Annotated in this window: 25 protein-coding genes, 1 tRNA gene and 1 pseudogene; 10 read left to right on the forward strand and 17 right to left on the reverse strand. The window is 67.5% G+C overall.

The features are described from left to right. Positions 1-262: 262 nt before the first annotated feature. Positions 263-900 (reverse strand): annotated as a pseudogene (locus tag GY170_RS06355) (tyrosine-type recombinase/integrase). Positions 901-1,243: 343 nt separating this feature from the next. Between GY170_RS06355 and GY170_RS06360 the strand changes: the two are divergent. Next, entirely contained in the window at positions 1,244-2,116 is an 873-nt protein-coding gene (locus tag GY170_RS06360) for a hypothetical protein (protein ID WP_163891228.1), read from the forward strand. 367 nt (positions 2,117-2,483) lie between these two features. Here the strand turns inward: GY170_RS06360 and GY170_RS06365 are convergent, their stop codons facing one another. Beyond that, positions 2,484-2,846, reverse strand: a complete 363-nt coding sequence (locus GY170_RS06365) for a plasmid mobilization protein (RefSeq protein ID WP_163891229.1) — start codon at positions 2,844-2,846, stop codon at positions 2,484-2,486. A gap of 244 nt (positions 2,847-3,090) precedes the next feature. On the opposite strand from GY170_RS06365, the gene GY170_RS06370 reads away from it, so the two are divergent. Further along, on the forward strand, positions 3,091-3,471 hold the full coding sequence (locus tag GY170_RS06370; protein ID WP_163891231.1) for a hypothetical protein: 381 nt from the start codon (positions 3,091-3,093) through the stop codon (positions 3,469-3,471). Positions 3,472-3,557: 86 nt separating this feature from the next. Here the strand turns inward: GY170_RS06370 and GY170_RS06375 are convergent, their stop codons facing one another. The 6 genes from GY170_RS06375 to GY170_RS06395 form a co-directional block, all read right to left on the reverse strand. Next, a complete protein-coding gene (locus GY170_RS06375; protein WP_167803299.1) occupies positions 3,558-3,974 on the reverse strand; it encodes a site-specific integrase in 417 nt (138 codons plus the stop codon). 188 nt (positions 3,975-4,162) lie between these two features. Then, the gene (locus GY170_RS06380) at positions 4,163-4,888 is read right to left on the reverse strand and encodes a hypothetical protein (RefSeq protein WP_163891235.1); all 726 of its coding nucleotides are present in this window, start codon (positions 4,886-4,888) and stop codon (positions 4,163-4,165) included. Between the two features lie 12 nt (positions 4,889-4,900). Continuing rightward, complete coding sequence (locus tag GY170_RS06385; protein WP_163891237.1) at positions 4,901-5,248, reverse strand: hypothetical protein; 348 nt, start codon at positions 5,246-5,248, stop codon at positions 4,901-4,903. Beyond that, complete coding sequence (locus GY170_RS18700; protein ID WP_394351482.1) at positions 5,245-5,496, reverse strand: DUF6538 domain-containing protein; 252 nt, start codon at positions 5,494-5,496, stop codon at positions 5,245-5,247. The genes GY170_RS06385 and GY170_RS18700 overlap by 4 nt, the downstream gene beginning before the upstream one ends. Before the next feature lie 110 nt (positions 5,497-5,606). Then, a tRNA-Asn gene (locus tag GY170_RS06390) sits at positions 5,607-5,681 on the reverse strand. Between the two features lie 60 nt (positions 5,682-5,741). Next, positions 5,742-6,623: an MBL fold metallo-hydrolase gene (locus tag GY170_RS06395; protein ID WP_163891239.1), complete on the reverse strand. Its 882-nt coding sequence runs from the start codon at positions 6,621-6,623 to the stop codon at positions 5,742-5,744. Positions 6,624-6,662: 39 nt separating this feature from the next. On the opposite strand from GY170_RS06395, the gene GY170_RS06400 reads away from it, so the two are divergent. Next, entirely contained in the window at positions 6,663-7,982 is a 1,320-nt protein-coding gene (locus GY170_RS06400) for an ATP-binding protein (protein ID WP_163891240.1), read from the forward strand. Between the two features lie 416 nt (positions 7,983-8,398). Here the strand turns inward: GY170_RS06400 and GY170_RS06405 are convergent, their stop codons facing one another. The 8 genes from GY170_RS06405 to miaA form a co-directional block, all read right to left on the reverse strand. Further along, positions 8,399-9,031: a glutathione S-transferase family protein gene (locus GY170_RS06405; protein ID WP_163891242.1), complete on the reverse strand. Its 633-nt coding sequence runs from the start codon at positions 9,029-9,031 to the stop codon at positions 8,399-8,401. A 69-nt stretch (positions 9,032-9,100) separates the two neighbouring features. After that, entirely contained in the window at positions 9,101-11,212 is a 2,112-nt protein-coding gene (locus GY170_RS06410) for a dipeptide ABC transporter ATP-binding protein (protein WP_163891244.1), read from the reverse strand. A gap of 4 nt (positions 11,213-11,216) precedes the next feature. Continuing rightward, positions 11,217-11,393, reverse strand: coding sequence for a hypothetical protein (locus GY170_RS06415; protein WP_167803300.1), 177 nt, complete (start codon positions 11,391-11,393; stop codon positions 11,217-11,219). Positions 11,394-11,395: 2 nt separating this feature from the next. Then, positions 11,396-12,847, reverse strand: coding sequence for an ABC transporter permease (locus GY170_RS06420; RefSeq protein ID WP_163891246.1), 1,452 nt, complete (start codon positions 12,845-12,847; stop codon positions 11,396-11,398). Between the two features lie 10 nt (positions 12,848-12,857). Further along, positions 12,858-13,904, reverse strand: coding sequence for an ABC transporter permease (locus tag GY170_RS06425; protein ID WP_163891248.1), 1,047 nt, complete (start codon positions 13,902-13,904; stop codon positions 12,858-12,860). Between the two features lie 98 nt (positions 13,905-14,002). Further along, the gene (locus GY170_RS06430; RefSeq protein WP_163891250.1) at positions 14,003-15,658 is read right to left on the reverse strand and encodes an ABC transporter substrate-binding protein; all 1,656 of its coding nucleotides are present in this window, start codon (positions 15,656-15,658) and stop codon (positions 14,003-14,005) included. Positions 15,659-15,857: 199 nt separating this feature from the next. After that, the gene (locus GY170_RS06435; protein ID WP_235924070.1) at positions 15,858-16,736 is read right to left on the reverse strand and encodes a helix-turn-helix domain-containing protein; all 879 of its coding nucleotides are present in this window, start codon (positions 16,734-16,736) and stop codon (positions 15,858-15,860) included. 404 nt (positions 16,737-17,140) lie between these two features. Further along, positions 17,141-18,031, reverse strand: coding sequence for a tRNA (adenosine(37)-N6)-dimethylallyltransferase MiaA (gene miaA, locus GY170_RS06440; RefSeq protein WP_235924071.1), 891 nt, complete (start codon positions 18,029-18,031; stop codon positions 17,141-17,143). A gap of 76 nt (positions 18,032-18,107) precedes the next feature. Here miaA and pyrH point away from each other — a divergent pair, with 76 nt between their 5' ends. Next, positions 18,108-18,830: a UMP kinase gene (gene pyrH / locus GY170_RS06445; RefSeq protein WP_163891257.1), complete on the forward strand. Its 723-nt coding sequence runs from the start codon at positions 18,108-18,110 to the stop codon at positions 18,828-18,830. 42 nt (positions 18,831-18,872) lie between these two features. Here the strand turns inward: pyrH and GY170_RS06450 are convergent, their stop codons facing one another. Beyond that, complete coding sequence (locus GY170_RS06450; RefSeq protein WP_163891259.1) at positions 18,873-19,511, reverse strand: hypothetical protein; 639 nt, start codon at positions 19,509-19,511, stop codon at positions 18,873-18,875. A 189-nt stretch (positions 19,512-19,700) separates the two neighbouring features. Here GY170_RS06450 and frr point away from each other — a divergent pair, with 189 nt between their 5' ends. From frr to GY170_RS06480, 6 genes are all read left to right on the forward strand, one after another. Beyond that, positions 19,701-20,261 carry a ribosome recycling factor gene (gene frr / locus GY170_RS06455; protein ID WP_163891261.1) on the forward strand — a complete coding sequence of 187 codons (561 nt, stop codon included), beginning with the start codon at positions 19,701-19,703 and terminating at the stop codon, positions 20,259-20,261. Between the two features lie 12 nt (positions 20,262-20,273). Beyond that, positions 20,274-21,020 carry a polyprenyl diphosphate synthase gene (uppS, locus tag GY170_RS06460; RefSeq protein WP_203531226.1) on the forward strand — a complete coding sequence of 249 codons (747 nt, stop codon included), beginning with the start codon at positions 20,274-20,276 and terminating at the stop codon, positions 21,018-21,020. A 56-nt stretch (positions 21,021-21,076) separates the two neighbouring features. After that, entirely contained in the window at positions 21,077-21,799 is a 723-nt protein-coding gene (locus tag GY170_RS06465) for a phosphatidate cytidylyltransferase (RefSeq protein ID WP_235937805.1), read from the forward strand. Continuing rightward, positions 21,799-22,983, forward strand: a complete 1,185-nt coding sequence (gene dxr, locus GY170_RS06470; protein ID WP_163891267.1) for a 1-deoxy-D-xylulose-5-phosphate reductoisomerase — start codon at positions 21,799-21,801, stop codon at positions 22,981-22,983. Before GY170_RS06465 ends, dxr begins: the two co-directional genes overlap by 1 nt. Position 22,984: 1 nt before the next feature. Further along, positions 22,985-24,310, forward strand: coding sequence for an RIP metalloprotease RseP (gene rseP / locus GY170_RS06475; protein ID WP_163891269.1), 1,326 nt, complete (start codon positions 22,985-22,987; stop codon positions 24,308-24,310). Between the two features lie 108 nt (positions 24,311-24,418). Continuing rightward, complete coding sequence (locus tag GY170_RS06480) at positions 24,419-24,580, forward strand: hypothetical protein (protein ID WP_167803301.1); 162 nt, start codon at positions 24,419-24,421, stop codon at positions 24,578-24,580. Positions 24,581-24,612: the final 32 nt, after the last annotated feature.

Genomic DNA, 24,612 nt, shown 5'->3' on the forward strand with positions numbered 1-24,612 from the left:
ATTTTTGCGGGCTTCGGTGTTCGGCTATTGCTCTCCCAGAAGTAGGTTAGCTCGGCCGCTTCTGAAGAAGCTGCGAACGGCAGTATTCTGACCGGTCATGCTCTCCTGATTTGAATGCGAATGGCCGCTTAGTCCGCTTAGCCGACTTTGGACTTCGGGAAATTCTGCGCGAAGCTCGAGCGACCGCTTCGGTGAAGTTGCGCCGCGGCGTTGTCACTCAGTCCCAAGGTCGGCTTCGGGCCGGCCTCGACCGGCCGGCCCTTCAGCTCCAGATCTCCACTGCCTCGGCGATCGCCAGAGCATCCTCGAGCTCGACGCCAAGGTAGCGCACCGTGCTGTCCATCTTCGTGTGGCCGAGCAGGAGCTGCACCGCCCTCAGGTTGCCTGTCTTGCGGTATATCTGCGCCACCTTGGTTCGGCGCATGGAATGGGTGTCGTAGGCGCTTGGCTCGAGGCCGATCGAGGTCACCCAATCGCGGACAAGCCGAGCATATTGCCGAGTTGAGATGTGCAGCCGCTCGTGGAACCTCCCCGGCCAAAGGTGCTCCGATCCGGCCATCACCGGAGCGTCCAGCCAAGTCGCGATTGCTCATCGCGTGCCCTCGGTGATCTCGAAGGATACGGGCGTCTGTGTCTTGCTCTGGAGATCGCGGCGCGGTGTTTCACCTGTCCCGCGGCATAAACATCGGCCACCTTGAGGCGGACCAGGTCGCACCCTCGCAATTTGCTGTCGATGGCAAGGTTGAAGAGCGCCAATTCGCGAGTTCGCTGAGCGATCTCGAGCCGTACCCGGATGGCCCAGACGTGCTTCGGTTGGAGAGGTCGTTTCTGGCCGACGATGCGCCCCTTGTTCCAAGCGGGACGGCAGGCGCGGATGGCTGGCAGGTTTGTATTAGACATGACGGATCCTCCAATCCACCGTGCCCACCACGTCCTCGGCTTCCAGCCGACGGCTCATCGTAGCACGAAACAGCGAAGAAGGTCGGCTTCGAGCCCGAAGCCGACCTTGGGACTGCGTGACAACGCCGCGGCGCAGCTTCACCGAAGCGGTCGCTCGAGCTTCGCGCAGCATTTCCGGAAGTCCAATGTCGGCTAAGCGGACGGAGCAGACATTCGACACCCGTTCGAGAAGGTCTGCTTGTTTCGAGAGGCCATAGGCGAGTGGAACAGTCCGGATACACATCCGCGATGCCGTCCGGTACGGAATATCTACCTTGGGGGGTAGAGAGTGAGGAGAATAGGCGTGAAATACCTGACCGGCGAACGACTGGCGAAGCGCATTCGAAAGGTAATGGCTGGAGGCGAACCCTGGATGTGCGTCGCTTTCCTTGGACCGACGTGGGCGGAGGAACTGTTCGAAGCTGGCGTCCCGCCCGAGGATCTACGCGTCGTGTGCGACCTGCGCATGGGCGGAACCGTGCGCGGAGCGCTTAGCGTCGGCGGAGCGCCGGGCAACGACCGCCTCCGCCATCTCCCCGAGCGGGAGATGCACGCGAAGGTTTATGCGTCAGACAAGGGTGCGGTAGTCTGCTCGGCCAACGCCTCTCGCGCCGCCCTGTCATCCGGTGAGAGGATCGAAGACGGGGTTTGGCTTCCCCCCAAAAGCAAATCGTACCGAAACGCCGTATCGACCTTTGAGAAGCGATACCGCCGGGCGGTGCCCGTAGACGCCTTTGCTCTCACGGGAGCGCCAGAGCATTTGTCGGACCTCGGTGCCGCTACGGTAGGCCAAGGTTCGGCGCTCACATCCGAGGATCTTCCAGCGCTGCTGCAGCTGCTCCACCATGATCCGGAAGCGTTCCGAGGTGTCCGCTTCGTCTTCTCGGACCACGACGTCTCCGAGCCAGTGAGGAACAATGCAAAAGCGGCGATGGCCGCCGAAGAGCAAGCGGAAAGAGGAAACGGGATAGAGATAGGCGCCCGTCGATCGGGATACGATTACTTCGCCAACTGGGAAATGGGCGAAAACGAGTGGCCTGTACTGTTTATCTCCGTCTACCGCATGTCGGATGGCAACATCACTTTAGGAATGCGCCGCTTTCTGCGATTCCTCCCGGGCATTTCCAATGGAGAGGGCGGGACGGAGGACGTGTTCGTTGCAGCCAATGTTCGGTAGAACACTGGCGGAGCAGTATTCGGCGACCTGCGGACGCTTGCCACAGTTGATCAATGTGCAGCCGAGATGACAGAATGGTTCCAGAACGAATGCTCATTCGGCGATGTCGCTGGGGAAGTTCTCGACGCCAGGTGCGCCCGCAAGGCTTTGGGACTTTAAAAGTTATCCTAGAAAAGACTGAAGAAAGGCTTGATTGTTTCATTTGCCTTTTTGCGAGCTTAAAAAACACGCAGGAGGCCACGTGTAGATCCCTTCGAAACAGAATGTAGGAGCTGCGGCGTAGATCACCGAAGCCGACATTCATGAACCGCGCAGCATTGGAACTTGTGGCTCATAGCTGAAGTTCGCCGCGCCGCGCCGCGCCGCATCAGCATCCGTCGTCCGCCCCGCCCAGCCACGGCGCGGCCAGCCTCTCGATCTGCCGTTCGATGGACAGCAGCTGCGCCGTCATCTCAAGGCGGTCGAGGGCATCCGGCATTGCGTCCAGGTTCCGCGACAGATCGCCCAGCAGCCGCGACACCTCGGTGAGGCGGTCGACGCCGGTTTCCCAGTCGCTCCGGACGAGGATCTGGCTCTTCGACGCCAGCGCAATCACGTAGGCGCCGATGGTCAACTTCGCCCGGTGCGCGGCCTCGGTGATGAATGCCCGCTCCGCCGCAGTGACGTGAATTTCCCACCGCTTGCGCTTCTCGTCGTGCGCATCGGCCTCTCGGGTGCCTGTCTCGTCCATTTCGTCCCGCTCCTGTCACGCGTGACCTGGATACCCCGGGGTCCTGCGACTGCTTGAAGGAGGGAGTGTCGGGCAGGTCTGCGAAAATCCAAAACCGGCGACCTAGGAAGGATCATCCGGGCCCTCCGCTACAGCGAAGCGCCGATCACGTAGCTGTCATGTGAGGCCGGGCTCGATGCATCCGCAGATTTTCGGAGGGTCCGGCTAATCTCATGGCAGGCCATCACATTCAAGGAGATGAACCATGCAGATGCCTTCCAGGAACGACCTCATGCAGGCGGCGCTTGACCGGCAGAAAAAAAGCGCAGAGACGTCCGCAAAGTCCCGCGAGCGCGACAAGGAGCGCGGATACGTCCACGTCTCGCTGAAGGTGCCGGAGTGCCGCAGGGACCTGCTGATCGGGTTCTTCAAGGAAATGTCGTCGATTTTCGACGACGAGCGCAACGGAGGCCGGGATTCCAGGCAGGTCGTCGCGGGCGTCGTCGACCTCGTCCGCGATCTGCGTGTCCTGCTCGAGCAGCAGGTGGCAGCGCAGTCGGAGGACGTGGCGACCGGGAAGCAGGCGACCAGCACGCCGGCCCGTGTGACCGCCTCCGACGAAGCCGGCAGCGAAGTGTCGGAGTGAACTTCAATGCCGGCATTGCGTGCGGCGGACAGTCGTCCGTCGCGCGATCGCCGGGCTGAAAGCCGATCGCGATGCTGTTCGACCGGCTAGTCTCCATGCTCCGTGGCGAGCGGAAACGGGAGCAACTCGATCGCCCGCTGCAGCTCCCGGAGCGTCGCCTCGGTCCCGTAGACCCCGTCATGCACGTCGGTGGCCTCATGGCCGAGGATGTCCCGCCGGGCCTTGGGTGAGACGGACGGATGGCCGTCAAGCTGCTGCTTCACGTAGTGGCGGAAGGCGTGGAAGCAGAGCCTGCGGGGATTGCCGTCCAAGACCGTCTCAAGGGCCTTCCTGAAGTTGTAGTCGAGCTTCTCCCCGAACCTGTCGCCGGGCTTGCTCGGGCGGAGCTCGGGGAAGACATCGGTCAGCCCCCGCTTTCGCATCGACCTGACATGGTCGAGGAAGCCATGCTCGATCAGGGCGCTGTGGATCGGAACCTTCCGCCGGGACGAGTGCGTCTTCACCCTCCGGTTCGCATTGTCGTTCACGTCGAAGACCCAGATGTCGCCCTCCTGCCGAACGTCGCTCGTCGTGTGGGCCGCAATCTCCTCGCGCCGTGCCCCGGTTAGGGCGGCGATCAGCGGGACCCAATAAAGCCCGTCGCGATCACCCGATCGCCGGGAGAGTTGCGCCTCGACCGTCCGGCGCAGCCCTACCAGATCGTATGGCCGAAGAGCCGGCGGACCTCCTCGTCGGTGAAGGTGGACCGGCGGTCCCGCGCCCGGCGCTTGTCGGTCGCCTTGAGCCCAGTGAACTGGAGCCGATGGGGGAGCTCGATCCCGTGCAGCGACGCGCGGGCGATGAGACGTTCAAGATTGCCCAGATGCCTGTTCATCGTCGCGGCCGACAGGCCGATCTCCGACTTCGGCAGCCGGTTCGCTCTCTCGAGGATGTCGTCGAGCCCGAGGGCGTCGTCACCCTTCCGCTTCCCGAAAACCTTCGGGATGGCCGCCATGAGGTCCACGAATCTCGACAAGTGCAGCTGCCGGATGTCCCGGATATCGGTGACGCCGGTCAGCTGCCTGAAGAGCCGGACGGTGGCGGCGTATTGCTTCAGCGTCGCCGGCTCTAAGCCCTTGCGCCGGCCGACGCTGGTCAGACGTTCCAGCAGGTCCGCCAGGGTGGTTCCGTAGTGCGGCTCCTTGAAGCTGGTCTCCGGCTCGAGAGCGTTCTTGACCGGGAACAGAGCCGCAGGCTCCGCAGGTTCCGGCGTTTTCCAAGTCTCGTCGGGAGCACCGTCTCTCGACTCCGCGGAATCGGCCTTCCCGCACGGCGGAGGCATTTCAGCGGACCCGGAAACGGCAGCGGGATCCAGCATATCGGCGACCGCGGCATCGACCTCGCGGGCCTCCTGCGTCGCGCGCGCATCGGGCAGCATCAGGGCTGCCTGCTATGCGATCGCCCGAGCGCGGTGGACGGCCTCGAAGACCATCATCTCCGCGAGCGGCGTGCCCACGTGTTCGCCGGTTGTCCGGGTGAAGAGGGCGGTGTGCTTGTTCCGCCAGCCATAGTCGACCTCTTCGGCGGCAAAGAGGGCCAGCATCTGTTCGACAATCGCGACGAAGTCCTCGTCATGCCCGTTGCCGCCGAGGGCGGACACGTTGTCCGCTGTCGCGCGGGCGCCGCGACCGTCCCGGGCGATGAGCCGCGCGGCGATCATCGTGGCCTGTTCGCCCCGACGGTGCTCGTCCATGTCCTCGCCGAACCCCCGGGAGACGACCCGCTTGGTTTCGATCATCGCCAGCAGATCGTCCCGCTTCTTCCGCACGAAGGCCGCAGGGCGTCCGGCGAAGGGACGGAGGGGTAGGCGGTATCCAGCGTTCTGTCGAATTCCATGCTCCGTGTCCGGGCCATCTTACGGGCGAGACGGAGGTATGTCGTCCGCAAGGAGACTTGGACCGAGCAGGAACCTGTGGATTGTGGGGGCAGCCGTCGGCGCCAGGTCCAGACGGCGCCGCGCCGGAACATGTGGGTCTGGATCGTCATCTCGCGCCTCCATGAGACGCGGCCCGGACCGTGATCGACTTCGCGATGTGCGACACAGCCGAACCCACGAACGGGGTTTAGGTGTCAGATCAACGACTTAAGGGAGAAATTGGCTCCGGCGGTAGGGATCGAACCTACGACCAATTGATTAACAGTCAACTGCTCTACCGCTGAGCTACGCCGGAACACCGGCGGCGATATAGCAATGGTGGAGGAGGGTGTAAACGGCAAACCGGTCGAAAATTTCAGCGGCACTGGAAGCGGGCGTCGGATGCCAGGCGTGGCATGGTCGCGACGACTTCTTTCTCAACCAGATCAATGAGATGCGCGAAGACGTTCTGCGCGGCTGCCGCCCGGAGGGACCAGGCCATGTCGCCGTAGAGGCGGGTGGTGAGGTCGTCCACCGTCAGGGGGCCGTCCGACAGGGCGGAGAGGATCTGCGCCGCTCGCCGCTCGCGGTGGCGGATCAGCCAGCTGAGGCGCTCGGCGGGTTTCTCCACCGGCTCTCCGTGCCCTGGTAGCAGGCGGCGGGGGGAGAGGGCACAGAGGCGGCGGCAGGAGGCGAGGAACTGGCTGACGTCGCCGTCGGGCGGGGCGACGATGGAGGAGGCCCAGCCCATCGCCACGTCGCCGGTGAAGATGATGTCGTCCAGGCGGAAGCTGAGGTGGTTGCCCATGTGGCCCGGTGTCCAGAGCGTCTCCAGCGACCAGCCGGGGCCGGAGATGGCCTCACCGTCGGTGAGGCGTCGGTCCGGGCGGAATGCTTCGTCGACACCGCCCGCCGTGAGGCCCTCGGCCGCCAGCCGCGCCATCACCGGGGAGCGGCCGGCCGATGCGGGGCCATAGGCCAGGACGGGAGCGCCGGTGGCGGCTGCGAGGGAAGGGGAGAGAGCCGAGTGGTCTCGGTGCGCGTGGGTGACGAGGATGGCGTCGACCGGGCGACCGGCGATGGCCGCCAGCAGCGCCTCCAGGTGCGCGGGCAGATCGGGGCCCGGGTCGATGACCGCGAGGCGCGTGTCGCCGACGAGGTAGCTGTTGGTGCCCCGGAAGGTCATCGGCGAGGGGTTGGGCGCCAGCAGCCGCATCACGCCGGGGGCGACCGGCTCGGGGAGGGCCGGCGCGCTCATGCGCCTTCCGCTCCGCGGGGCGCGGCGCTAGCGTTCGGCATGGCGTTCACCTGGCTCAAGCCCTTTCTGCCGCGCGGCCTTTACGGGCGGGCGGCGCTCATCCTGATCCTGCCGGTCGTCCTTCTGCAACTCTTCGTCTCCGTCAGCTTTGTCCAGCGCCATTACGAGGGCGTGACGGAGCAGATGACCCGCTCCATCCTCTACGACCTGCGGCTGGCGGTGCGCGAGGTGGCGGCGGCGCCGAGCCAGACGGAGGCGCAGATCCGCGCGGCGGAGCTGGGCTACGCGCTGCAGCTCGCCGTCTCCCTGCCGGTGACGGACCGGCCGGGGGAGGATGTGCGGCGGCCGTGGGACCTCTCGGGCCGGATCGTCGCGCGGATGCTGCGCGAGGCGCTGCCGGGGCTGGAGGCGGTGAGCTTCGGGGACAAGCGGCGCGTGCGGGCCTGGGTGCGGACGGAGTGGGGGGACATGCGCCTCACCTTCCGCCGCACCCGTGTCTCCGCCTCCAACCCGCACCAGCTGCTGATCTGGACGATCTTCTTCGGCGCTGTCTTCGCGCTCATCGCCTTTGCCTTCCTGCGCAACCAGCTGCGCCCCATCAAGCGTCTGGCGGCGGCGGCGGCGGCCTACGGGAAAGGGCGGGTGCTGCCCTACCGGCCGGGCGGCGCGGTGGAGGTGCGGCAGGCGGGGCAGGCCTTCCTCGACATGCGCGAGCGGATCGAGGTGCAGAAGGACGCGCGGGTGCTCATGCTCTCCGGCATCAGCCACGATCTGCGCACGCCGCTGACGCGCCTGACGCTGGGGCTGGAGCTCCTGCCGGAGGAGGAGGCAGAGCCGCTCCGCCGCGACGTCCGCGACATGGAGCGGATGGTCGCCGCCTTCCTCGACTTCGCGCGCGGCGACAGCGCCGACGAGGAGGAGGAGGCCGACCCGGCGGAGCTGCTGCGCCGCGCGGCGGCGGATGCGGAGCGGGGCGGCGGGGACGTGAACCTGCGCTCCGTGGCGGAGACGGGGCCGGCGCGGCTGAGGGCGATGGCGGTGCGGCGGGCGCTCGACAACCTGATCGGCAACGCGCTGCGCTACGGCAGCCGGGTGGAGGTGGCGCTGGAGGCGGGGGAGGGCTGGCTGGCCTTCGTGGTGGAGGATGACGGCCCCGGTATCCCCGAGAGCCAGCGCGCCGCCGCCATGCGCCCCTTCGCCCGCCTCGACCCGGCGCGGGGGCAGGGCGGCGGCGGCGCGGGCGTGGGCCTCGGCCTCGCCATCGTGGACGATATCGCGCAGAGCCACGGCGGACGGCTGGTTCTCGGTGAGTCAATGCGTCTCGGCGGGCTCCGGGCGGAGATGCGGATCGCGCGGTGAGGAGGGAGGGCGGCCGGGCACCGTAGGGTGGGGTTCAGCCCACGGCCCGGCCCACCACCGGGCGCTCCGTCCGCAGGCGCAGGGCGAGCGCCGGCACGTGGGGTGGCGCACCGACGTTTCCGCGGGAGTGCTTTATGCCGGCCAAGGCCCTCCCTAGCTTGAGCGGAGTACCCAGCCCAGACAGAGCGCCAGCCCGCGGGACGGGCCGGCGCTCGCCCTGCGCCTTTGGCGCGTACCGGGCGGGGGAGGAAGTGGCGGCGGTGGGTTGGAAACCCACCCTACGAAGGCGCCAGAACCGGGGCAGGAAAAGAGCGGAGCCTGCGCGAAAGGTGGGTTGGAAACCCACCCTACGACTGGGCGCAACGGGCGCCGCCGTCAGCCCGCAAACCCCACCGCCCGGATCCGGACGTCTACCCTCAGGCGAACAGCTCCAGCACCGGCGCGATCTCCTTCTGCACGGAGGCGCGCTCCATCAGCCGCAGGTGCCAGGCTTCCAGCGCCGGGTGGCCGGCGAGGAGGATGCCGGCGGGGGCGAGGGTGGCGATGGTGCAGGCGAGGGAGAGGTCGGCGAGGGAGAGCTCTCCGGCGACGTAGTCCTTCCCCGTCAGGCCCTCTTCCAGCACGTCGAGGAGGTGCTCGGTATCGGCAACCTGCTTCTCGATCTTGCTCTCGTCCGGCTCGCCCATCCCGAATTTCGGCTTCAGCCGCCGCTCGAAGAACACCGCCTGCGCCGTCGGTGCGAAGTGCACGGCATGCCAGTATTGCCACTGGTCCACCTCCGCCCGGGCGCGCGGGTCGGCGGGGTAGAGGGGGCTGCCCTCAACGGCGGCCAGGTAGGCCATGATGGCGCGGCTTTCCCAGATGGTGGAGCCGTCGTCGAGCTCCAGCACCGGCACCTTGCCGTTGGGGTTCAGGGCGAGGAAGCCCGGCTCCTTCATCTCGCCGGAGCGCATGTCCTTGTCGACGATCTCGACATCGAGGCCGAGTTCGTCGATCAGCGCGCGCACGCGGATGGCGTTGGGAGACATGGGGGCGTTGTAGAGTTTCATCGGGCGGCTCCTTGGCTGTTGCCTCTCGAGGTGTGCCCGACCGCTCCAGCTTCAAGGGGCGGCGGCGCCTTACTCCGCTGCCACCTTGATCACCGGCTCCATCGAGGCGAGCTGCGCGTCGTCCAGCCAGCACAGGGACCGGTGGCCGTCGCCGAGGTCCCGGTAGGGGGGCAGCTCCGTCTCGCACTTGTTGCCGGGGACCTGGCTTTTCCAGCGGCAGCGCGTCTGGAAGGGGCAGCCGGGCGGCGGGTTCATGGCCGAGGGAATCTCGCCCTCCAGCACGATCTCCTTCTTCTGCACCCGCGTGTCCGCGATGGGCACGGCGGAGAGGAGCGCCTCGGTATAGGGGTGGTAGGGCGGGGCGAAGATCTGCTCCGTCGTACCCGTCTCGACGATATGGCCGAGGTACATGACGACGATGCGGTCGGAGAGATAGCGCACGATGGACAGATCGTGGCTGATGAAGAGCAGCGTCGTCTTCTGTTCGCGCTGGATGTCCATCAGCAGGTCCGTCACCGCGGCCTGCACCGAGACGTCCAGCGCCGAGACCGGCTCGTCCGCCACCACGATGCGGGCATCCCCGGCGAAGGCGCGGGCAATGCCGACACGCTGCTTTTGCCCGCCGGAAAGCTGGCGGGGCATCCGCTCGGCGAAGGCGCGGGGGAGCTTGACGAGATCGAGCAGCGTCAGCATCCGCTCGCGCCGCTCGCCATCGTTCTTGCCGTAGCCGAAGATCTCCAGCGCGCGGATGATCTGCCGCCCCACGCTCATCGATGGGTTGAGCGTGTCGAAAGGGTTCTGGAAGACCATCTGCACGTCGGCGATCGTGCGGGTGTCGCGCTTCTCGATCGGCGTGTCACCGATCTCGCGGTTGTCGAGGATGATGTGGCCGTCTGTCGCCACCTCCAGCCCCATCAGGACCTTGGCGAAGGTGGACTTGCCGCAGCCGCTCTCGCCGACGATGGCGAGCGTCTCGCTCTCGTGCGCCTCGAAGGAGATGTTCTCGTTGGCCTTGACCACCTTCGTCTCGCCGCCGCGCCCGAAGAGCGAGGAGGCGGCGACCTCGTAGTACTTCTTGAGGTTCTCCATGCGGAGCACCACGTCGCCGATCTGCCCCTTCTCCTTCTTCACGACGGCCTCTGGCGGCGCCGCCCAGTCGATTTCCTCGTAGCGGATGCAGCGGGTCTCGTGGCGCTCGTGCTCATCCACCTGGTACATCGGGATGTCCTGCGCGTCGCAGCGCCCCTCGACGAAGTAATCGCAGCGCGGGCCGAAGTTGCAGCCCGGCGGGCGCTCGTGGGGCAGGGGGAAGTTGCCGGGGATGGCGATGAGGGGCCGGGCGTTCTTGTCGGCCCCCGGCAGCGGGATCGAGCGGAAGAGCGCCTGCGTGTAGGGATGCTGCATCTTGTCGAAGACGTCGCCGATGTCGCCCCGCTCCACTGCCTCGCCGGAATACATCACGCAGATGCGGTCGCAGGTCTCCAGCACCAGCCCGAGGTTGTGGGAGATGAAGAGCATCGAGGTGCCGTATTTCTTGCCAAGATCCTTCACCAGCTTGACGACCGCCGCCTCGACGGTGACGTCGAGCGCCGTCGTCGGCTCGTCGAGGATCAGCAGCTTGGGCTTGCTCATCAGCGCCATGGCGATGACGATCCGCTGCTGCTGCCCGCCGGAGAGCTGGTGGGGGTAGCTCTTGAGGATGCGCTCCGGGTCCGGCAGGCGCACGTCGGTCACCACCTCCAGCGCGCGGGCATAGGCCTCCTTCTCGGAGATGCCCTCGTGGATCATCGGCACTTCCATGAGCTGCTGGGAGACGCGCATGGCCGGGTTCAGCGAGGCCATCGGCTCCTGGTAGATCATGGCGATCTCGCGGCCCCGGATGCGACGCAGCTCGTCCAGCGAGGCGGTGCAGAGATCCTCGCCGCAGAACTTGATGGAGCCGCCGACGATCCGCCCGTTGACGCCCAGATCCTGCATGACGCCGAGCGCCACGGTGGATTTGCCGCAGCCGGACTCTCCGACCAGCCCCAGTGCCTCGCCCGGCATGACCTTGGCAGAGAAGTCCATCACCGCGGGGATCTCGCGCAGGCGCGTGAAGAACGAGATGGAGAGGCGCTCGATTTCGAGCAGCGGCTCTTGCTGCGCCGCGGGCGTCTCGGGGGCGAAGGCGGTGTCCGTCATGGCGTCACTCCTTATCGTCGTCGTCGTTCTTGTTCTTGTCGCCCTGCTCCATCGCGATGGCGAAGGCCACGCCTAGCCCCGCGCCCATGGCGATGCCGCCCGCGATGTTGTCCATCGCCACCCCGCTGGCGATCCCGATCGCGATGCCGACAACGAAACCGGCGGGGTTGAACTGGTCCATCGTCAGTCCTTCAGGCTCTCTTCGCGCAGGCCGTCAGCCAGCAGGTTGAGGCCGAGCACGAGGGAGAGCAGCGCCACCGCCGGCACGATGGCCGGGTGGGGGTAGATGGAGAGGAGGCGCCGGCCGAGGTTGATCGTCGATCCCCAGTCGGGGCTTTCAGGCGGCAGGCCGAGGCCGAAGAAACCGAGCGTGCCGAGCAGGATCGTCGTGTAGCCCACGCGCAGGCAGAAATCGACGATGAGCGGCCCGCGGGCGTTCGGCAGGATCTCCCAGAGCATGATGTACCACGGGCCCTCGCCGCGGGTCTGGGCGGCGGCCACGTAGTCCCGCGTCTTGATGTCCATCGCGAGGCCGCGGACGATGCGGAAGACCGTCGGCGAGTTCACGAAGACCACGGAGACGAACACCACGAGGATGCCGCCCGGGATATTGAAGAGATCCAGCCAGCCGGGGAGGAAGTTCAGCGGCGTGCCGCGCTGCGAGATGGCGGAGAGGTAGACGATCCCCAGCACCGCCAGCACCACGATCAGGATCGGCGTGCGCACCTTCGGCTGCGTGTGCCAGCGCGAGTTGATGAAGACCGCCGCGAAGATCAGCGGGAAGATGAAGAGCGCCATGGCCATGTAGCTCGGCAGCCCGGTCTGCACCATCTCCGGCGTCACCAGCAGGTAGAACAGCAGGATCACCGGGAAGGCGAGGATCAGGTTGGCGAGGAAGCTCAGGAACATGTCCAGCCGCCCGCCGTAATAGCCCGCCGGCAGGCCGAGCGTGATGCCGACCATGAAGGCGAAGATCGTCGCGAAGGGCGCGATGACGATGACGATGACCGAGCCGTAGACCATGCGGCTGAAGACGTCCCGGGCGAGGTTGTCGCCGCCGAAGAGGTAGTGCGCGCCGGGCCCCACGACCTCCGCCTGCGGCATGGGCACGCCGGGGACCTCGTTCTTCAGGCCCGAGACGGCGGTCAGCGGCTGGTGGGTGGCCACCCAGTCGAAGAGGCCGGCGAAGGCGGCGGTGAAGACCCAGAACATCACGAGCCCGAAGCCGATCATGCCGATGGTCGAGTCGAAGAGCTTGCCGTAGAGGCCCAACCTCCGCTTGAAGGCGAGCGAGAGGCCGAAAGTCAGCGCCAGAGCGATCCAGACGGGCAGGAAGCGCTTGATGACGGCGCCGATGATGCCCGCCTGCCCGTAGGGCAGCACGATGCCGGCGATCAGCCAGACGACGACGTAGCCGAGCAGCGCCAGCCCCGTCCAGCGCACCGCCGCCTCGGAGAGGCCGAAGGCGCCGGAGGGGCGGGCGGCGAGATCGCGCCCGGTGCGCACCGCTTCCGGCGCCGCGACGACGGAGAGGACGAGCATGGCCACCACCGCGACGGCGAAGGCGATGACGAGGATCAGCCCGATGGGGCCGAGGAACGTGCCGGTCGGACCGGCCCAGGTGAGCGCTTCCATGGGGGCCTCCTCAGCTGATCCGGATGCGGGGGTTCAGGTAGACATATCCGATGTCGGATATGAGCTGGGTGACGAGCACCACGAAGACAGAGACGACGGAGACGCCGAGCAGAAGCTCGATGTCGTTGTTGCCCGCCGCCTGCACCAGCGTCCAGCCGAAGCCCTTGTAGTTGAACAGGGTCTCCACGATCACCACGCCGTTCAGCAGCCATGGGAACTGCAGCATGATCACCGTGAAGGGGGCGATCAGCGCGTTGCGCAGGGCGTGGCGGAGGACGATGTTGCGGAACTTCACGCCCTTGAGGCGGGCGGTGCGGATGTACTGCGCCGTCATCACCTCGGTCATCGAGGCGCGGGTCATCCGGGCGATGTAGCCCATCCCGTAGAGCGCGATGGTGACGACCGGCAGCGTGAAGTTGACGAAGTTGGCATCCTCCATCGCGCTGGTGGCCGAGCCGTTGAACCAGCGCAGCCCGACGGCGGAGGAGGCGAAGATGGTGATCAGCAGCACACCGGAGACGTATTCCGGCGTCGCCGTGGTGAGGATCGACACGGCGGAGAGGGAGCGGTCGGTCCGCGAGCCCTCGCGCATCCCGGCGAGCACGCCGAGGAGCAGCGCGCCGGGGACCATGACGACCATCACCCAGAACATCAGCTTGCCGGTCAGCGCCAGCGAGCGGGAGATGATCTCGCTCACCGGTTGCTTGAAGACGGTGCTCTCGCCCCAGTAGCCCTGCAACACGCCGCAGAAGTCGGGCGCGATTTCCGGGTCCGATCCGATGGGGATGCAGCGGCCTCGGACGGAGCCGTCGGCCTGCTCGATCTGCCAGCCGGGCAGCACGCCCAGCCATTCGCCGTAGCGCACCAGCGTCGGCTGGCCGTACCCGTTCCGCTCCAGCCAGCTCACCACCTCCTCGTCGGAGATACGTGACCCGGCCTCAGACTTGGCGACCTTCTCGAGGTTGGGCTCGAGGTTGGTCAGGGCGAAGACGATGAGTGTCAGGCAGAGCGCGGTGAACAGCATCGTCACCACGCGGGCTAGGAGAAATCGCAGCATGTGGCCCCCCGGCTCCCCTTGTTCTTATTGCCGCGTCTTCAAGCGCGGTGTGGGGTGTGAAACGGGGGCCGGATCTCTCCGGCCCCCGGGCAGGGCGATCAGCTTTCGATGGCCCACTTGTAGTGATGATGCTCGAACGTCGGGTGCATCTCGGCCCCCATGACGCCCGGGCGGTAGTGTCGGTAGAGCGACCGCCAGAAGGGCTGAATGGTGACGCCCTCCTCCTGCATGATCGTCTCGAGCTTGGCCATCACCTCCGAGCGGGCCTCGGCATCGGCGATGCCGTTGGCCTCGTCGAGCAGGCTGTCGAACTCCTCGTTGGAGAAGGCGGTCTCGTTCCACGAGGCGCCCGTCCGGTAGGCGAGGTTGAGGATCTGCACGCCGAGGGGGCGCATGTTCCACTCCGTCGCGGAGAAGGGGTACTTCAGCCAGTCGTTCCAGAAGGTCGAGCCCGGCAGCACGGTCCGCGCCACGTTGATGCCGGCGTCGCGCAGCTGCGCGGCGGTGGCATCGCAGGAGGCGGCCTGCCAGTCATCGTCGATCGAGATCAGCTCGAACTCGTAGTCGGCATAGCCGGCGCCCTCGAGCAGCTCCATCGCCTGCGCAGGATCGACCGGGACCGGGCCGATATCGGCGTACTCGGGGTGGATCGGGCAGACGTGGTGATCTTCCGCGACCGTGCCGAGGTTGTTGTAGCCGAGCTCGAGGATCACCGCGTTGTCCACGGCCATCATGAGGGCGCGGCGCACGTCGCGGTTGTCGTAGGGCTCGCTGTCCTGGTTGAAGCGGATCGTCACCGTCGAGGCGGTGATGGCCTCCGACTTCTCCCAGCCGAGGCTGTCGAAGATGTCGATGAAATCGCCGGAGCTCTGGTAGGTCGCGTCGATCTCTTCGGATTCCACGGCCGCCACGATGGCCGAGGGGTCGGTGCCGTAGTCGATGTACTCGATCCGGTCGAGGTAGGGGCCGCCATAGACATCGGTGCCCCACCAGGAGTGCTCCTCGTTCTTCACGAGGGTCTGGCGCACACCGACCTGGTTCTCTTCCGGCAGGTAGGCGCCGGTGCCGATCGGGTTGTCGGAGGGATCGCCGCCGTCGTAGCTCGGGTGCACGATCGAGGCCGGGTAGTCGGCCATCGAGACGATGATCGCGATGTCGGGGGCGGAGAGGTTGAGAACGACGGTGTGATCGTCGACCTTCTCGATGGCGCCCTCGCGCAGCTGCGACGTCTCCGGATCCACCAGCGTCGACATCCGGGTGGCCATCGAGTTGCCCTCGACGGTGCCGTCGCACCAGCGAGTGATGTTGAAGATCACGTCATCGGCGGTGAAGGGGTCGCCGTTGTTCCAGGTGACGCCCTGGCGGACGTTCAGCGTGAACTGGCTGGCGTCCTCGTTGGCTTCCCAGCTGTCCAGCAGCATGCCGCGCAGCGTACCGTCGATCTCGTACTCGACGAGGTATTCCAGCCAGCCGCGGGCGAAGTTGCCCATCTCCGACCAGTCGAAGAGGCGCGGGTCCTTCAGGGCCAGCGTTTCCATCTGCATGCGCAGCGTGCCGCCCATGGGCTTGTCCTGCGCCCAGGCGGGGGTCGGCGCCGTCAGGCCGAGGAGGCCGTAGGCGGCAGGCGCCGTCAGGCCGAGGGCGGTGGCGCGGGTGAGAAACTCCCGGCGGCTGAGCTTTCCGGACTTTTCTTCCTCGGCATACATCCGCGCCGCGGCGTGAATGTCTGCCTTGAGGGTCGAGTGGTGGGTCATTCGTAGCTCCCTGTAACGCTCATTTTCTTATTTGCGCGCCGCCGGAGTGCAGGGCAGCGCATACGTTCCTGAAGGACGCCCGCCCGGGCAGGGCAGGTCAAGCCGCTTGCCGCATTCGGCCCGTGTTCGGACGTGGCGGCATGCAGACTTACGTCATTCGGCGCTCTGTTTGCGACCTTTGCATGGTCACTGAGCGACATCAACTGAACTTCCCCGCCCGGCGGCTCACGTCTTGGGCAACCGAAGAACCCGCGCGCGGCGATTGGCCAGCAGTGTCGGAGGACTGACGGCGGAAGGCGGAGGGGCTGAGGCCGACGCCTCCCTGGAAGGCGCGCGAAAAATAGGCGGCGGAGGAATAGCCCAGAGACGCGGCGATCTCGCGGATCGGCGTGCGCGTCTCGGCCAGCCGGCGCCGCGCCTCGAAGAGGATGCGGTCGGTCAGGAGGTCATGCGCCGACTTCCCGCAGGTGCGCCGGCAGGAGCGGGTGAGATGCGTCGGCGTCACGCCGAGCGCCCGGGCGAAATGGGCGATGCCGAGGCCCTTGGCGTAGTCACGCTCCACCAGCCCGGTATAGGCGGCGACGAGCCGGGCGGCGGCCGTCTCGGCCCGGGCATCGGGGCTCTCGGCCTCGTGCCGCTCCAGCGCCCGCTCGAAATGCACGGCGAGCAGGCCGAGGTGGTAATGCGCGGCGCGGGCATGGCCGGCGCGGTCGCTCTTCAGCTCGCGCTCGAGGTTGTCGAAGACCTGTGTGATCTCCTTTTGCGCCAGCACGTCGCGCAGCCGCAGGTGCACCGGCACGTCCGGCCATTCGCCGGCCATGGCGGCGGGAATGGCGAGGAGGTGGCCGAAGGCGGTGGGGCCGACCTCGAAGCCGTACATGGTGCCGGAGGGCAGGAAGATGAGGTTGTTGGCGGTATAGCCGGAGGTCAGGCCGGCGATGGTGATCCGCCCCTGTCCCTTGGTGAAAAAGATCAGCCGAGGGGAGGAGTGGGCGCGCATCGCCTCCGTCCGCCAGCGGTTCGGCTGCGCGGTCTGGCCGATGGAGGCGAGGCTCAGCACCTGTCGTTCGTCGCCCATCATCCCCCCGCATCGACCCCAGCACAGACAGCGTGGCCCAGGGTGGCCCGCGCTGGCAACAGGGCAGCGCGGAGGATGTTCAGAAAGCTGGTGACAAATGGCGAGATGGTGCCTCAGAGGGCAGGGGGGGCGTGCGACGTTCTTTGAGGCGCCCCTCCCGGGCGCCCTGGCGAGCAGCCCGAGCTTGTCCCCCGCCCGGTACGCGCCAAAGGCGCAGGGCGAGCGCCGGCCCGTCCCGCGGGCTGGCGCTCCGGTGACGGGAGCGCGGGGATCGGGGCGGGGAGGTGGTTGCACCATAAATCAAGGAGCGGAGACGTGAGAGCGCCACCCCACGTGCCGGCGCTCGCCCTGCGCCTGTGGGCCGGTGGAAGAAGCTTCATGACGGCAGAAGGTCAGCGAGGGCGCTACCCTTCCGCCCCCTCGACCGGCAGCCACCGCCAGCCCCCCATGCGTGCCCGGAACCAGCTCCTCTGCCGTTTCGCGTATTGCCGGGAGAGCGTCAGCACCGCCTCGCGCAGCTCCTCCAGCGTCAGCCGGCCCTCCAGATGGGCGATAAGCTCCACTGCGCCGATGGCCTTGCTCGCCGGGTGGGCGGGGGAGAAGCCGGGGCGCATCGCCTCGCCTTCCTCCAGCAGCCCCTCCGCCAGCATCGCCTCGAAGCGGCGGGCGAGGCGCGGGGCCAGCCAATCGGGCGGGGATTCCATCACGTAGGCTGCCGCCTCCTCCAGTGGCAGGAGCGGCGGCGGCGTGCGGGCCTGCCAGGCGGAGATGCCCTCGCCGGTGCTGCGCAGCACCTCCCACGCCCGCTGCACCCTTGCCCGGTTTGCGAGGTCGAGCCCGGCGCGGCTCGCCTCGTCCAGCCCTTCGACAAGGGCAGGGAGGGTCATCCCGTCCGCCTCTGCCCGCACCTCGGCCGGCGTCGGCGGGATCTCCGCCAGACCCTCCGTCAGTGCGGTGAAGTAGAGGCCGGTCCCGCCCACCACGATCAGCCGCTCTCCGCTCCCCAGCAGGGGGCCCATGTCCCTCAGCCAGTGGCCCACGGAATAGGCCTCCTCCGGCGGCACGTGGCCGTAGAGCCGGTGTTCCGCCCGGGTCAGATCCTCTGCGCCGGGGCGGGCCGTCAGGATGCGCCAGCCGCTGAAGACCTGCAGCGCATCGGCATTCACCACCGTGCCGCCCAACTCCTCCGCAAGGGTCAGGGCGAGCGCGGATTTTCCGCTTCCCGTCGGCCCGGCGATCAAAATATGGCGCCCGGCCGGTGGCGGCTCCGCCAATATCTCTCCCGCCCGTGCCATCGCCCCTCCTGCCATTGAACCTTCCCCCTATTTCCGTATGTTCGCGGCGTTTGGCAAATCCGCATGGGGGACGGCGATGACCGAGGCGAGAACCACCTACAAGCGGGTCCTGCTCAAGATATCCGGCGAGGCGCTGATGGGCGACCAGGCCTACGGCCTGCATCCGCCGACCGTGCAGCGAATCGCCCGCGAGGTGCAGTCCGTCCACGAGCTGGGCGTGGAGATCTGCATGGTCATCGGCGGCGGCAACATCTTCCGCGGCCTCTCCGGCTCCGCCCAGGGGATGGAGCGGTCGACGGCCGACTACATGGGGATGCTTGCGACGGTGATGAACGCGCTGGCCATGCAGAGCGCGCTGGAAGGCCTCGGCATCCACACGCGGGTGCAGAGCGCCATCCCGATGGACACGGTGAGCGAGCCCTACATCCGCCGCCGCGCCGTCCGCCACCTCGAGAAGAAGCGCGTGGTGATCTTCGCCGCCGGCACGGGGAACCCCTACTTCACCACCGACACCGCCGCGACGCTGCGCGCCAGCGAGATGCATTGCGAGGCGATCTTCAAGGGCACCAAGGTCGACGGCGTCTACGACAAGGACCCGAAGAAGTTTCCCGACGCCAAGCGCTACGACAAGATCACCTATGACGACGTGCTGCAGCAGCACCTCGCCGTGATGGATGCCTCCGCCATCGCGCTGGCACGGGACAATTCGCTGCCCATCGTCGTCTTCTCGCTCGACGAGCCCGGCGGCTTCCGCGGCATCCTCGCGGGGCAGGGGACCTACACGATCGTCCGGGGCTGAGCGCCTCCTGGGCCGACGGGCGTGGCGCCGGGCGGCGCCGCCTCAGTCCGTCCGCAGCTCCTCGATGACCCGGTTGCGGATCTCCTTGCGCTCGCGCCGGCTCGAGATCTGCGTCGTCTGCGGGTAGACGGGGATGACGTTCCACGGCTCCTCGCTGCGGTCGATGCGGAAGTCGCGCTTCGCCGCGATCTCCAGATCGTCGCCGCCGAAGGCGCTGACCACCATGATCTCGAACCCCTCGATCTGCTCCGACAGCTCGTCGAGCGCACAGGCGCCGTCATCCGACTGCTCGACCGTGATGTCGAGGAGCCGCCTGTAGGGGCCGAGGCTCATGAACTCGGCGCGCCCCAGCGGGCCATGGCTCGTCACGCCCGGCGCGTCCGTCCCGTCGGCGGCCCGCGCCAGCATCTCGCGGTCGGTGATCGTGGCCGAGCACGTGGAGCCGTCCTTGCCGCGGATCGTGCAATAGATGCTCTGCAGGTAGATCGGCTCCTGGCTCATGTTGGAGACGAGGCAGAGCGCGTCGATGCTTGAGCCGCCGCCCCGCGAGATGATGATGCGGGGCCGCCGGCCGCGCAGGTAGTTCATCAGGAAGATCTGCAGGTAGGCCACCCAGATCAGGAACATGCCCACGTTTACTGCGAGGTTGAGCAGGGAGCTGTGGTCGGTGATCCAGGTCATGGGCGGGGCTCCTTGCTGTCCGACATCGGTGCGACCTTGGGGCAACCACGCCGCGGCCGGATCGTTCCTCCCTGCGCGGCAGGGAAGCGCCACCTGCACGATTCCTGCGCGCGCGGCGCTGGCCAGACGGGGCCCGCCCGGCTATACGAGGCGCCGGGACAGGGCAGTGAGACAAAGAAGGGCCCGAAGATGGCTGACGAATTCGAACTCGATACCGATGACCTTCAGCGCCGCATGGACGGCGCCATCCAGTCGCTGCGCACGGAGTTCGCCTCGCTGCGCACCGGCCGGGCCTCCGGCTCGATGCTGGAGCCGGTGATGGTGGATGCCTACGGCCAGCCGACGCCGATCAACCAGGTCGGCACGATCAACGTGCCCGAGCCGCGGATGGTCACCGTCAACGTCTGGGACAAGGGCCTCGTGCAGAAGGTCGAGAAGGCGATCCGCGAAAGCGGCCTCGGCATCAACCCGCAACTGAACGGCACGATCATCATGCTGCCGATCCCCGAGCTCAACGAGGAGCGCCGCCGCGAGCTCACCAAGGTCGCCGGCGATTACGCCGAGCGCGCCCGCGTCGCCATCCGCAACCTGCGCCGCGACGGGATGGACCAGATCAAGAAAGCCAAGGACGGCATGGCCGAGGATGACCAGAAAATCTGGGAATCCGAGGTGCAGGAGCTAACTGACAAGTACATCGCCCAGGTCGACAAGGCTTTGGAGACAAAGCAGGCGGAAATCATGCAGGTCTGAACCCTGCCGAGCATGGAGGCTATCTTGGCCCGCGACGACAAGAGCGAAGAGGCACGCCCCGGCCCCCGGCATGTGGCGATCATCATGGACGGCAACGGGCGCTGGGCGCAGCAGCGCGGGCGCCCGAGGCTCTATGGCCACCACGCCGGCGCCAAGCGGGTCCGCGACATCGTCGAGGCCTGTCCCGATCTGGGGGTGGAATACCTCACCATCTTCGCCTTCTCGACCGAGAACTGGAAACGCACCCAGACGGAAGTCGCCGGCCTCATGGGCCTCTTCCGCCGCTACATCGAGCGCGAAGCGCGCGCCCTCGTGCGCGATGGCGTCTGCGTTCGCTTCATCGGTGACCGGGTGAAGCTGGAGCCCAAGCTTGTCGACATGATGGACAATCTTGAGATGCTCACCGCCGGCAATACCAAGATGAACCTGACGGTCGCCATCAATTACGGCGGCCGCGACGAAGTCACCCGCGCCGCCCGCCGCCTCGCCTACGAGGTGCAGCAGGGCCGCATCACGCACGAGGAGGTGGATGCCGAGACGCTCGCCCGCTTCCTCGACACCCGCGTCCTGCCCGACCCGGATCTTGTGATCCGCACCTCCGGCGAGGCGCGCATCTCCAACTTCCTGCTCTGGCAGTCGGCCTATGCGGAGTACGAGTTCATCGACACGCTCTGGCCCGATTTCACGCCGACCGAATTCGCCTCCGTCCTGAAAAGCTACACCCTGCGCGACCGCCGCTTCGGGGCGGTCCGGGCCTGAGGGTGGCTGGCAGGACAAGCCGTCTGGAGGGTCGCTGGGGCGACCTGAAGGTTCGCGTGACCTCCGCCGTCGTGCTCGCCGTCGCCGCGATCGCGGCGCTGGTGGCGGGCGTGGAATGGTGGACGGCCTTCTCCGCCATTGCAGCCGGCCTCATGGTCTGGGAGCTCTGCGTGATGAGCGCGCCCAACCGGGTGCGCCCCCGGCAGGTTCTGCCCGTGGCGGCGGCCGCGGCGCTGGCGCTGCCCTGGCCCGTCTTCCTCGTCATCGGTGCCGGCGTCGGCTTCAATGCCGAGCGGCACAAGGTGGCCATGGGCGTCTATGCCGCCGCCATCCTCGTCGGCGCTGCGGCGCTGGTGGAGCTGAGGTTCGAGGGCGTCGGCTGGCTCCTCTGGATCATCCTCGTCGTCATCGCCACCGACGTCGCCGGCTACTTCGCCGGCCGCTTCTTCGGCGGGCCGAAGTTCTGGCCCTCCATCTCGCCGTCGAAGACATGGTCGGGCACCGTCGCCGGCTGGGTCGCGGCGGCGGTCGTCGGAGTGATCTTCGCGCTGATCCTCGAAGTGGGCATGGGGCTGATCCTCGTCTCCATCCTCGCCAGCCTCGCCGGGCAGATGGGGGACATCGCCGAAAGCTGGCTGAAGCGGCGCTTCGGTCTGAAGGATTCCTCCAACCTGATCCCCGGCCATGGCGGCGTGCTCGACAGGTTCGACGCGCTGACCTTCGCGGCGCTGACCGTCGCCATCCTCTCCTGGGCGGGCTGGATGCCGGGGCCCTTCTGATGCGATCGGTGACGATCCTCGGGGCCACCGGGTCCATCGGCCAGTCCACCATAGACCTCATCGCCCGCGACCCCGATGCCTACCGGGTCGAGGCGCTGACCGGCGGGCGCAACCTCGCGCAGCTCGCCGCCGATGCCCGCCGCCTCAACGCCCGCCTCGCCGTCACCGCGCATGAGGACTGCCGCGCCGAGCTGGCCGAGCGCCTCTCCGGCACCGGCATCGAGGTGGCGGCCGGCGCAGAGGCGATCTGCGAGGCCGCGTCCCGGCCCGTGGACTGGGTGATGAGCGCCATCGTCGGCTTCGCCGGCCTCGCCCCGGGGCTGGAGGTGCTGCGCCGGGGCGGCACGCTGGCGCTGGCCAACAAGGAAACGCTCGTCGCCGCCGGCCCACTCGTGATGGAGACGGCGCGCCGCCATGGTGGCACCGTCCTGCCGGTGGACAGCGAGCATTCGGCCATCTTCCAGGCGCTGCGCGGCGAAGAGATGTCCAGCGTCGAGCGGGTCATCATCACCGCCTCGGGCGGCGCCTTCCGCGACTGGCCGCTGGAGCGGCTTGCCTCCGCCACGCCGGAGGAGGCGGCGACCCATCCCAACTGGGCGATGGGCCAGCGGATCACCATCGACAGCGCCTCGATGTTCAACAAGGCGCTGGAGATGATCGAGGCGAAGGAATTCTTCGCCCTCGCGCCATCGCAGATCGAGGTGCTGATCCACCGAGAGAGCCTCGTCCACGCCCTCGTCGGACACAACGACGGCGGCCTCATCGCCCATATTGGCCCGCCCGACATGCGTCATGCCATCGGCCACGCCCTCTCCTGGCCCGCCAGGGCACCGCTGCCGGTGGAGCGGCTGGACCTTGCCGCCATCGGCCAGCTCTCCTTCGCCGCGCCCGAGGCGGCGCGCTACCCCGCGCTCGATCTCGCCTACCGGGTGATGGAAGCAGGGGGCGGCGCCGGCGCGATCTTCAATGCCGCGAAGGAGGCGGCGCTGGATTCCTTCCTCTCCCGACAGATCCGCTTCACGGACATGTCAGGGGTCGTGGGCGCCGTGCTGGACAGATTTCTGTCGACCGAGCGGCGACAAACCGCCATGGCGGACCTAGATACGATCATCGATCATGACAGGCGTGCCCGCCTGTGGACGAAGGAGGCGGCCGACCAGCTGGCCGCCCGGACCGGAGGATAAGTTGGACCTCACGCAACTGCTGCCGCAGACCGGCTCCGTCATCTTCACGCTGTTCTTCTTCCTCGTTGCCATCGTCGTCATCGTCACGATCCACGAGCTTGGCCATTACCTCGTCGGCCGCTGGTGCGGGATCAAGGCGGATGTCTTCTCCGTCGGCTTCGGGCCGAAGCTCTTCAGCCGGCGGGACAAGCGGGGCACCGTCTGGCAGCTCGCCGCCGTGCCGCTGGGCGGCTACGTCAAGTTCGCGGGCGATGCCGACGCCACCTCCATGGGCCATGCCGACGGGGCGCAGCGCGGGCGCCACACGATGCTGGGCGCCCCCCTCTGGGCGCGGGCGCTGACCATTGCCGGCGGGCCGTTCTTCAACTTCTTCCTCGCCATCGCCATCTTCGCCGCGATCTTCCACAGCGAGGGGCTGCCCGTCAGCCCGCTGACGGTGGACAGGGTGGCCCCGCTGCCGGAGAGCTTCCAGTCCGAGCTGGAGCCGGGGGACGAGGTGCTCGCCATCGGCGGCGTGCCCGTGCCGCAGACGCCGGCCGACTACTTCCAGGACCTGCCCGATGGCGACACGCTGGAGTATCGCGTCCTGAGGGGCGGCCAGCAGATGACTGTCACCGGCCCCTCCCTGTCGCCGCCCATCGTCGGCGCCGTGAACCCCAACTCCGCCGCCTTCGCCGCCGGGCTGGAGGAGGGCGACGTCATCGTCGGCGTCAACGGGGTGGAGGTGCGCCGCTTCGCCGATCTGGTTGAGACGGTCGGCGCGGGCGAGGGCGCGCCCGTGCAGCTGGAGGTCTGGCGCGAGGGGGAGGGGGTGCAGAGCCTCGAACTCACCCCGCGCCGCACCGACGTGCCGAGCGCCGGCGGCGGCTTCGAGACGCGCTGGCTGATCGGCATCATCGCCGGCGAGTACTTCCAGCCGATGACGGAGAGCCCCGGCCCCTTCCAGGCGCTCGGTCAGGCCGTCTCGCAGCTGATCTTCGTGCTGCAGACCTCGCTCTCGGGGCTCTGGAACGTCGTGACCGGCGCCATCTCCTCCTGCAACCTCTCCGGTCCGGTGACCATCGCCGAGACCTCGGGTCAGGTGGCCAGTCAGGGGGCGATGAACTTCATCTGGTTCCTCGCCATCATCTCCGCCGGGATCGGGATGCTGAACCTGCTGCCCGTGCCGGTGCTCGACGGGGGCCATCTCGTCTTCATCGGCTACGAGGCGCTGGCGGGGCGGCAACCCTCCGAAGGGGCGCTGCGCGTCTTCACCGCCATCGGGCTGACGCTGGTGATGGGGCTGATGATCTTCGCGCTCGCCAACGACATCTTCCTGTGCCCCTGACGCACCGCCGGGGCGGTCACGGCCCGGCAGCGACGCGGAAAATCCTTAAAGCGGTCACATTCCGCCCCTAGCGTCGATGGTGGACAATTGCGTGCCACGGAGAGCCCGATGCAATCGCTAGTTGCAGGAACCAAAGGCCTGACCCTGCTGGTCGAGGCCAACCGGGACCGGCTTTTCTACGCCCTCGCGATCATCGCGCTGCTCAGCGCCTCCGCCTGGATTTCCTCCTTGACGATGGTCCTGCGCACCACGGTCGGCCAGCCCGTCTGAGCCGTTTGCGCGCCCGTCGGGCAGCATCGGGG

Source organism: Pseudoroseicyclus tamaricis, assembly GCF_012070395.1.
Lineage (GTDB): Bacteria > Pseudomonadota > Alphaproteobacteria > Rhodobacterales > Rhodobacteraceae > Pseudoroseicyclus_A > Pseudoroseicyclus_A tamaricis.